Below are 9198 nucleotides of genomic sequence, written 5' to 3' on the forward strand. Positions count from 1 at the left end.
CTGATGCTGTCGCTGCTCGGGGCGTTCGCCGAGTTCGAGAGGGCCATCATTCGCGAACGCCAGGCCGAGGGTATCGCCATCGCCAAGGCGAAGGGCAAGTACACGGGACGCAAACGCGTCCTGACCGACGAACAGATCGATAGGGCCCGACAACGCATTGAGGCGGGGGAGGGGCCGTCAGCGATCGCCCGCGATCTCGAAGTCGGACGGTCCACGCTGTACCGCGCCCTCCAACGCCAACCACAGTAGAAGGTCTAGGGGCCGGGACAAGAGGCGTCGACAATCGCAATCCCCACCGGAGTTTGATGCCCGGCACAGTAGCCAGCGTCTTGTCTTGCAGATGCCTTTGCCCCGGCTAAACGGTGTCGTTGGCGACAGGGTGCGGCGCCAGGCGGACGGTACGGTAAGGGGAAGTGTCGATTTGGATCGATTTACCAGACTCCCTCCCTTGCAGGCATAGGCTGGCGAGTAGGGTGGTAAGCATGGTCGCCACATCTAAGTCCAGCTACCGCGATGATGACGGTTTGGAACGGGCAGTAGTCGACCTAGTGCGCGTGGGTACTAGAGGACACGGAGCTGGGGTCCGGCAACTCGCGTCGCGGCTAATGAGATCAGTGCCGACCGAGATTGAGAACGTCGAGCAGTTCCGCAACGCAGTCCATCGCGCCATGACGTCCGGGTCGGACTCGACCGAGTTGCGGTACGTCTCCGGGTCGGTGCCGACTGAGGGGGACAGCGCGCAGCCCCTTGTGGATATCGACCTTGTTCCGGACAGTCAGGGGCTCGTCCTGAGTGACGAAGTGATGTGTCAGCTCAACGAGGTGCTTCTGGAACGGCGTCGTGCGGAGGACTTGCGGAAAGCTGGGGTCAGCCCGACTCGAACGCTCCTTTTGAGTGGCCCTCCGGGTGTAGGTAAAACTATGACTGCGCGATGGCTCGCAAAATCGCTTGATTTGCCGCTGTTGTCGCTGGATCTTTCGACTGTGGTCTCCAGCTACTTGGGATCGTCTGGCCGTAACATTAAATCAGTCCTTGACTATGCAAAGAGCGGGCCATGTGTCCTTCTTTTAGATGAGTTTGATGCGATCGCTAAACGTCGCGACGACGACTCTGATATTGGCGAGCTCAAACGGATAGTGAATGTGATTCTCGTTGAGCTTGATCGATGGCCAGATGTCAGCCTCCTCGTGGCGGCCACCAATCACCCGCAACTGCTTGACGAAGCGGTTGAGCGTCGTTTTGATCGCTCACTTGAACTTCCCTTGCCGGGCCGGGGGCAGAGGCTAGCGACTCTACGAGCCTTAGCTGACGGGCTCGACGGTGTAGGGGTCGACCAACTTGCTTTGATCGCAGACTTGACAGACGAGTATAGCGGTTCCGATTTGGCAAGGTTCTGGTCTCTGGCTTATCGGCGCTCGATTATCCATGATTCAAGTTTCGGCGACGAACTCCTCAGTGAGTTGGCGCGTGTCTTCGATGGGTCCGGGGCAAACCGTGACAGGCTCTTTCTTGCAATGCGTGACACGTTAAGGATGTCGAACCGACAGATCGCAAGCGTGACTGGGGTAAGTCACCCCACGGTGGCGGCAGGAATTAAACGAGCCGAAGGAACTGGCTATGGCGGAGGCGCAGAGTGATGGGGCTGTACGGCGCCCACTTCTAGTCAATGGTGAGGCGCTGAAACTCGATGTGCAGGCTCCAAACTCGGGCGGGGGAGACAAGTACGAACCCCAGACTGTCGAGCAAGCTCAACAGTTGCTGGCGCCTCAGGTCGCGGCGGCGGTAGAGGCTGTAGCTACGCTCTCACCCAGACTGCGGGCGCCGGATCGAGTCTATGTCGAGGCGCAACTACTGCCCAACTACCTCGCTGCTTCGTACTTCCCCACGGAGCTCTTAGCACACATTGGTGCGTCTCCTGTCGGATCTCGGTCGGCAATAGGTCGGTACGTCACGAGGACGAGGGACGTCGAGGCGCAGACCCGACGGCTAGTCTTCACTGTTTCCGACAGCGGTCTCCGCGAGTTGCAGGCTCTGATTAGTTCTGGCGGCCGTACTCGGACCGAACAACAGGCCTTTACGCAGATCCGCGAGTTCAGCGAAATATCGCTCCCTCGCGAACTAGACGTGCTGCGCTCGCAGGAAGCCGATGAGGGAAATCTGGCGTCGCCCCCTCGGCTACTTGGGAAGCGGTATTGCATCCGCGTGGATCGAGACTTGGTGACCCCGTACAGATAGATGAAGAGACGCTTGGTAGGTGGTTCGACCTCGTTGCAACCGCAGGAGGCGAAGTACATCGGGACTACGTCCGAGAAGTCGGTGGGCTGACATTCAGCCCCGTCAGTCTTTCTGCTCAGGCGGCGTCTTCCATCGCGCTCTTCAATCCATTGCGGGTGCTGCGTCCGATGCCGGCTATGCGGCCGCGACCCCGATTTGGGACTCGAAGTGCACAGCGGCTAGTTGCGCCGGCTACCCACGAGCCTGTACTAAACACCGTCTCCGTAGCGGTCTTTGACGGTGGTGTGGACACCGCTCGTAGGAGCGGTCATCTGTTTGATATTCCTACACACCACCTCACCCCCGAAGCCCCAGAGCAAGATGACCTCGACCATGGAACTGGGGTCACTGGCGCTGTGTTGTACGGCCTTGTCGGTCCTGGACAACAAGCGCCTATACCGCCCCTCCCGGTCGAGAGCTACCGCGTTCTGCCGGCTCCCGGGATCCCCGGAGATCTGGAGGGATACTGGGTCCTCGATGAGATCAAGAAGGCAGTTGAAGATAACGGGCATCGCCTAGTCAATCTGAGTCTCGGTCCCACCCTTGCGGTTGAAGATGACATGGAACCAAACCGGTGGACGAGTGAACTCGATCAGCTGGCCTGGGACAAGGACGTCCTGTTCGTCGTGGCTGCTGGAAATGACGGGGAGGAGGACCAAGAAGCTGGGCTCCACCGGGTACAAGTGCCAGCTGATATGGCTAACGGTCTCGCCGTTGGGGCTTGCGACACGCCCGCCCCAGACGCTCCTTGGGGTCGAGCCCCTTACTCGTCGATGGGGCCAGGTCGACATGGGTCGCGAATTCAGCCTCTCGGCGTCCAATTCGGAGGCGCCGAAGGTCGACTCTTTGATTTGGTCCGATCAGATGGAAGTTTTCTGGCCGCTACTGGAACGAGTTTCGCTGCGCCCGTGACAACACACGCCCTTTCGAAACTGGTCACGCGGCTTCCGCGGGTCAACAGCAGCGTCTTAAGGGCTTTCGCCACCCACTTTGCGGAGCGACCACGACAGCATGTCAAACTTCGAGACGAAGTCGGGTATGGGCGTCAACCGTTGTCTTACGATGAAATTCTCGAATGCGCACCACATGAGGTGCATGTATTGTATGTCGACCAAATCGAACGAGGGGATCTGCTTGGATATCAAGTGCCAGTTGCGGATCCTGCGACTAGAGACATTAAACTAAATATCACGCTCGCCTATGCTTCACCTGTCGACCCTACTCAGCCGACCGAGTACACCAGTGCGTCCCTCGAATTGGTGCTCCGACCTCATCATCGCCTCTATTTGCTTTCTCCCCCGAAAAACATGTCCGAAAAGAGCAGAGTTCTGGATATCGGTGGAAGCGAAGCGGCAGCCCTGCTCTCTGAAGGTTGGACTCAGAGCCAAGAACCCGTTACTAAAACTCTTAGCAATTCGAAGAAGGGAAAGCCGGAGTTTCAGTTACGTGACAGTGGAAAGTGGGAGACCGTACGTCACTATCGTGTATCGGTCAAAGCCGGAGAGGTGGAATTGCCTAGAATCGAACTCTCATACACTGCTCGACGAAGCGGTGCGCTGGACAACTCACCGACGAAGATCCCATTCGCTCTCCTCATTTCTGTGATCGATGAGTCTGGGGCAACCGACGTCTACGACAACGTGAGATCACGATTTAGTGCGCTTCGGCCTGCCCAACGAGCGCGGGCCCGCCTTCAGACAAGGAGTGCGGCACCTGCCCATTGGTACTGAAGCCAGGCCTCTGTCTTGCATTAGATTCGGCACGCCTGGCTTGTCATAAGGTCTGGATATCGGCGTGGTCCTCCAGGCTCCGGAATGTACTGCCGGGTCACCGAGGATGATCGCTGCAGGGTGGCAGAAAGATGCCAGTTAACCAGCCGACTGTGAGCATGAGCCAGCGCTCGGCGATTGCACTGGCCGGCGCCGCGCTATCTTGCTAGTTGGCGGCTACGTACGCGTCCATGACAGCTGCGGGGATGCGGCCGCGGTCCGAGAGGTCGTGGCCGTTGTCGCGAGCCCATTCGCGAATGGCCGTGGTGTCCCCGGACGAGGTCTTGGTCGTGGCCCTGCGCGAAGACTTCGTCTTGCTTACCCGCTGGCCGGCCGCGATGTACGGTGCCATGACCTGGTGGAATGTGTCGGCGTTCTCGCCGCTGAGGTCGATGGAATATTCTTTCCCATCGAAGGCGAAGAAGAGAGTGTTCGCCTTGTCGCCCAGGTCGGTGCCGTCGATATCGTCGAGGTACCGAATCTGAAAAAGCTGTGCCATTACTTCCCCCTTTTGTGGTGACGTTGATACCGGGTGACAGTGTGCACCAAATAGAGAAATCGATCCTTGCCTCTCCCTCTCATTAGAGGGAGAGGTGAGTCGGTCGAGCTTAATGTGTTGCCGGCACGGCAGGTCAATTTCAGGACGTGATTGAGTTGGGGTCGGCGAGAGAGCGTGCCCGAGGCGTGATCGACGAAGATCTTGTCGCAGCCGGTTGCGGTCAATGCATCGAGTCGAGCCTCCGGGTGTTGATTCCGTGTCGACACGCTCACGTAGCCCACCCACGTGCCTTCGGCGTACTGCTATCGACCCTTTTCGCCTCATTGGAGGCGACACGAGTTTTCAGACACTCGTGACTGACGAAACGTCTTGGCTCCGCGAGTGTCCCAAATTCGATCGTTTCGGCACCATCTGGCCTGACTTCCACAAGTTTTAGTGTCACCCTGCGTTGATCGCGTCGATGACGGCTCGCGCGGCGTCCGGGATTGTGGGCTCGACGAGCATTTCGTGGTCGCCGATGGCGACGGTGACCGTGCGCAGCGGCCGCAGGGTGGTGACGATCTTCTTGATCGACATGCCGGTGACGTCTTGCAGGTGCCGCGCCACGGCCAGGGCCGCGAACACGACGGTGAGGTGAGCTTCGATCGCATCGCGGGTGCGGTGGAAGATCGGGCGCGCTCTCAGGTCGGCCTTGGCCATGCGGAAGGACTGCTCGACCTTCCAGAGGTCGTGATAGGCCGCCACGACGGCATGGCCGTCCATCGCGGCCGGGGCGATGTTGGTGACATACCCCTTGTAACCTGCAGATTCGCGGGCCCGCTGGATCGAGGCCTCGTCCAGGATTACCTTCTGGTCGGTGACCTTGACGAACCGCTGCTTCTTGAGTGGTTCTGCCCGGTCGGCCACGCGTTGGGCGCGGTCGATCTGCGCGTTCAGCGTCCGCCGGTCTCGCTTGGCTCGCTCCCATTTGTAGTGCCACACCACCCGCCGGTCTCGCCGGTCCCGGCCCTGTCCCATTGGGCGGATCAGCTCCACGACGCCGTCGTCGGCAATCAGGTTGCCGCGGCGACCGAAATGGTCCTCGAGCTCCTTGGGCGCCTTGGAAGTGCGGGAGCCGACGATGAACGACAGGCCCGCATCCTCCAGCGCATTGAGGTTGGCCGCCGACAGCATGCCGGCATCGGCCACCACGACCATGTCGCTGATGGAGTACGTACCGGTCAATCCTTGCCACAGGATCCGCGCCGTGGACTGCTGGATCCGCGCGGCTGTCGCTGCCGGCACGTCGATCACCGCGGCGCCGCGCTCACTCAACTCCAGGTCTAACGCCTGCTGATCGCCCTGGATGCGCTGCTTGGCGACCTCGATCAACGCCGCCAACTCGCCGGGGGTGTGAGCCGAACCGAGGTGCTCGCGCACCACCAACCGGCCGCTGACCCACTCGACCAACTGCACGCCCGTGGCCCCCGACCCCGTCGGCACCTTCCGAAATTTCAGCCCCACAGGCCCAACCTACCGGGCCGTTTAGTGTCACAAACGCCAGCCCCGAACTCGCCCTACCAGCGCAAACCGCAATGCAGAACGCTAGAACAGCGTCAACTTGTGGAAGTCAGGTCTGGAGTGGCGAGTTGACGAGCCCGACGAGGCGCAATTGAACGGTGTGTGCCGGGACGACCCCGCTCAACTTTGTTACTGTGTGCGCATGAACGCAGATAGTAACTTATGTGGGCTTGATCCCGAGTCCGAGTATGTGGACCTCGCCGCGGAGATCTTCAGCCTGCTTTCGGACCCCACTCGAGTCAGGATTGTGCTTGCTTTGAGTAAGCATGACGAGTTGCCGGTCAATGCCCTGGCGGCACTTACCGGGAAGACCTCATCGGGTGTGTCGCAGCACTTGGCTCGCCTGCGGATGGCGAGGATGGTCACGACCCGCCAGGAGGGGACGAGCGTGCTCTACCGGCTCACGGATGAGCACGCGGTGGCGCTGGTCGTTGAGGCAGTCAAGCAGGCCGAGCACGCCGTCGCGAACGGTCAACTGCCACCGCACCACCACGCGCCCATCAAGTAGTGCGCCGACGGCCCCCGATAGATAGGCCCACCCGCTCATGCTCCAGGTGCTGCGCAATCCCACGTACGCCAAGCTGTTCGCCGCACAGGTAGTGGCGCTACTCGGCACCGGTTTACTTACCGTCGCTCTCGGCCTGCTCGCGTTCGATATCGCCGGCGGCGACGCTGGCGTCGTGCTGGGGGTGGCGATGACTATCAAGATGGTCGCCTACGTGGCTGTCTCGCCCGTGACCACCGCGCTCGTCGCTCGCCTGCCCCAAAAGCCCGTGCTCGTCGGCGCCGATCTGGTCCGTGCCGGCGTCGCGGTATCGCTGCCGTTCGTCACCGAAGCGTGGCAGATCTACGTGCTGATCTTCCTGCTCCAGTCCGCCTCGGCGACGTTCACACCGACCTTCCAAGCCGTGATCCCCTCTGTGCTGCCAATCGAGCGCGAGTACACCCGGGCCTTGTCGCTCTCACGCCTGGCCTACGACCTGGAATCGCTGGTCAGCCCGATGCTCGCCGCGGCTCTGCTGACGGCAATCACCTTCAACAACCTCTTCATCGGAACCGTCATCGGGTTTCTCGGCTCTGCCGCACTCGTCATCGCCTCTCGGTTCCCCCACATACAGCCCCCTCCTCCTGCACGGTTCCTTGACCGACTTTCCCGGGGGACACGGACATTCTTCGCTAGCCCCGAACTGCGCGGCCTGATGGGACTCAACCTCGTCGTAGCCACGACAACCGCCATGGTCATCGTCAACACGGTGGTTCTCGTGCAAGGCCAGCTCGGCAGGACGCAGTCGGATGTCGCCCTCATGCTCGCCGCATACGGAGCCGGATCAATGGTGGTCGCCCTGGGCATGCCCGCACTACTGAACCAACTTGCCGACCGGAAAGTCATGCTCGTCGGCGGAGCCGCGCTGCCCATCATCCTGCTCGCCACGGCCATCGTGATCGGATGGGCAGGCGGCACTGCCCAGTGGAATACCTTGCTCACGATGTGGGGACTGCTCGGCGCCGCAACCTCGACCATCCTCACACCCTCGGCGCGGCTACTGCGCAGAAATAGCACCGAGCAGAACCGGCCGGCAGTATTCGCCGCGCAGTTCTCCCTCTCCCACGCCTGCTTCCTCATCACCTACCCACTGGCCGGCACCCTCGGCACCGCAATCGGCCTCCAAGCGACCGGATTCGTACTCGTCGCAATCGGAGTGATCGGCGCCGGGGCGGCACTACTGGCCTGGCGAGATGATGCCGAACCAAAGAGAGGCACGAAGCCCCGCCAAGCAAAGCTGCGCAATCCCGCCAATCGAAGCTGAGAGTCACATCAAACGAGACACCTCAAGAGGGGATCTTGAGACTAGACAGCCAGGCGGCTCGCGGCGGCCTAGTCGGCCCAGTCGACGCTGCTGAATCCGGGACGCTTGAACTCCGTAGGCGCGTAGAACTCCGCCTTGTACTCGCCCTCGTCCGGGTGCGTGATGAATCTTCCGACCCATCTTCCCCGGATCGAAAATCCCTCGTCCCGTCCACTCGAGGCGGTCTCGTATGCCTGCTCGTATAAATCGAAGTAGTCGTCTGTAACTGACCCCCCGAGCCAAATCAGGTCTTCTTCCCCAATGGCCAAAGGGTCTCCGCAGCCGGGCGAATGCCCTTCCGAGTCCCTATTGCCGTGATTGTCGACGTACCAGAAGAGAAACTCCCCGGAGTTGTTGGCTAGAAATGGCTCGACTGTTAGACGTGCCAGCGAAAACGGGGGAATGTCGTCGCCAATGCTGTCCGTCATCGTTGCCGGGTCGAGCTCGAGTTCCCACCACTCATCAGCGCCGGATTGTCTGTTGCTTGGCCGCCCGGTCGCAGCGACGACAATCGACAGGAACACTGGCCATGTAGTCACCAAACCCCGGTCAGGGCTGCTGGGAGTCCGGGCGATGCGCCTCGAACCGTCCGAGAGCACCTCGATGCGCTCCCGCTGGAAGTCAACGACGAGCCTCAGGTCCTTCTCTCCAGTTGGCACTACTTTTCCTTCCGTCTGGCCTTGTTAGCTGATCGACGCGTATTTGGCGGCAGGACAGCACCCGAGGGCGGGCGCCAGGTCAAGCCCCTGGAAGTGGTGTAACTGGGTCTTGATCCTTCGCTGGCGCTTCGGCCTCAGATTTACATAAAGTCTGGTTATCGGAGTCGACCCGCAGTATCGGAAGTCTATTCAGCGCAGCTTGAACCGGCGTTCCGTGGGCCGATGTGTCAGCGGGTCGGGCCGGTTTCGGCTGCTGCGGAAACGAGGGCAGCGATTCTGGCACTGCGATGTCGGAGGATTCGCTCGAGCAGTTGGCGAGGGTTAGCGCGCCGACCACAAGACATGCGACCGCGGCTCGGTGCCGGGTGGGGTAGGTGGTAATCATTGTGTGATTCCCCCGTGTCATCGCTCTTGTGACGAATTCTGGGCGTAGGTCGAGGCGGCGCAGCAGTTGGGCGTTGAGAGCAACAACGACTGTTGATAGCGACATGAGGATGGTGCCGACGCTCATGGGCAGCACGAATCCGATTGGGGCGAGCACTTCCAGCGGCCAGGGGCACGGCGGCGAGGTTGTAGCCGGCGGCCCACCA

General features: G+C 60.8%; 9 protein-coding genes. 4 read left to right on the plus strand and 5 right to left on the minus strand.

Annotated features, from left to right (window positions below; genetic code table 11):
* Together G6031_RS04335 and G6031_RS04340 are read left to right on the plus strand one after the other, a co-directional pair.
* Nucleotides 1-249, plus strand: a 249-nt coding sequence (locus tag G6031_RS04335) for a helix-turn-helix domain-containing protein (RefSeq protein WP_182652560.1), incomplete at its 5' end; no start/stop codon positions are given.
* 365 nt (nt 250-614) lie between these two features.
* Nucleotides 615-1637 (plus strand): ATP-binding protein, encoded by a 1023-nt coding sequence (locus G6031_RS04340; protein WP_182652561.1) that lies wholly within the window; start codon nt 615-617, stop codon nt 1635-1637.
* An 846-nt stretch (nt 1638-2483) separates the two neighbouring features.
* Here G6031_RS04340 and G6031_RS18805 read toward each other — a convergent pair.
* The 4 genes from G6031_RS18805 to G6031_RS04360 form a co-directional block, all read right to left on the minus strand.
* Entirely contained in the window at nt 2484-2786 is a 303-nt protein-coding gene (locus G6031_RS18805) for a hypothetical protein (protein WP_241737184.1), read from the minus strand.
* 1423 nt (nt 2787-4209) lie between these two features.
* Nucleotides 4210-4542 carry an Lsr2 family protein gene (locus G6031_RS04350; protein ID WP_182652563.1) on the minus strand — a complete coding sequence of 111 codons (333 nt, stop codon included), beginning with the start codon at nt 4540-4542 and terminating at the stop codon, nt 4210-4212.
* On the minus strand, nt 4542-4823 hold the full coding sequence (locus G6031_RS04355) for a recombinase family protein (protein WP_182652564.1): 282 nt from the start codon (nt 4821-4823) through the stop codon (nt 4542-4544). The genes G6031_RS04350 and G6031_RS04355 overlap by 1 nt, the downstream gene beginning before the upstream one ends.
* A gap of 157 nt (nt 4824-4980) precedes the next feature.
* Nucleotides 4981-5997, minus strand: coding sequence for a transposase (locus G6031_RS04360; RefSeq protein WP_182652565.1), 1017 nt, complete (start codon nt 5995-5997; stop codon nt 4981-4983).
* Nucleotides 5998-6244: 247 nt separating this feature from the next.
* Between G6031_RS04360 and G6031_RS04365 the strand changes: the two genes are divergently transcribed.
* Together G6031_RS04365 and G6031_RS04370 are read left to right on the plus strand one after the other, a co-directional pair.
* A complete protein-coding gene (locus G6031_RS04365) occupies nt 6245-6610 on the plus strand; it encodes a metalloregulator ArsR/SmtB family transcription factor (protein WP_182643393.1) in 366 nt (121 codons plus the stop codon).
* A 37-nt stretch (nt 6611-6647) separates the two neighbouring features.
* Nucleotides 6648-7910, plus strand: coding sequence for an MFS transporter (locus G6031_RS04370; RefSeq protein WP_182652566.1), 1263 nt, complete (start codon nt 6648-6650; stop codon nt 7908-7910).
* Between the two features lie 68 nt (nt 7911-7978).
* On the opposite strand, the gene G6031_RS04375 is transcribed toward G6031_RS04370, so the two are convergent.
* Nucleotides 7979-8608, minus strand: a complete 630-nt coding sequence (locus tag G6031_RS04375; RefSeq protein WP_182652567.1) for a hypothetical protein — start codon at nt 8606-8608, stop codon at nt 7979-7981.
* Between the last annotated feature and the right edge of the window lie 590 nt (nt 8609-9198).

It is taken from the genome of Dietzia sp. CQ4, assembly GCF_014145125.1.
Lineage (GTDB): Bacteria > Actinomycetota > Actinomycetes > Mycobacteriales > Mycobacteriaceae > Dietzia > Dietzia natronolimnaea.

Coding starts and splice junctions, on each gene's coding strand:
- G6031_RS04365 (WP_182643393.1), top strand. CDS start 6,245: ATGAACGCAGATAGTAACTTATGTGGGCTTGATCCCGAGTCCGAGTAT.
- G6031_RS04350 (WP_182652563.1), bottom strand. CDS start 4,542: ATGGCACAGCTTTTTCAGATTCGGTACCTCGACGATATCGACGGCACC.
- G6031_RS04370 (WP_182652566.1), top strand. CDS start 6,648: ATGCTCCAGGTGCTGCGCAATCCCACGTACGCCAAGCTGTTCGCCGCA.
- G6031_RS18805 (WP_241737184.1), bottom strand. CDS start 2,786: ATGCCCGTTATCTTCAACTGCCTTCTTGATCTCATCGAGGACCCAGTA.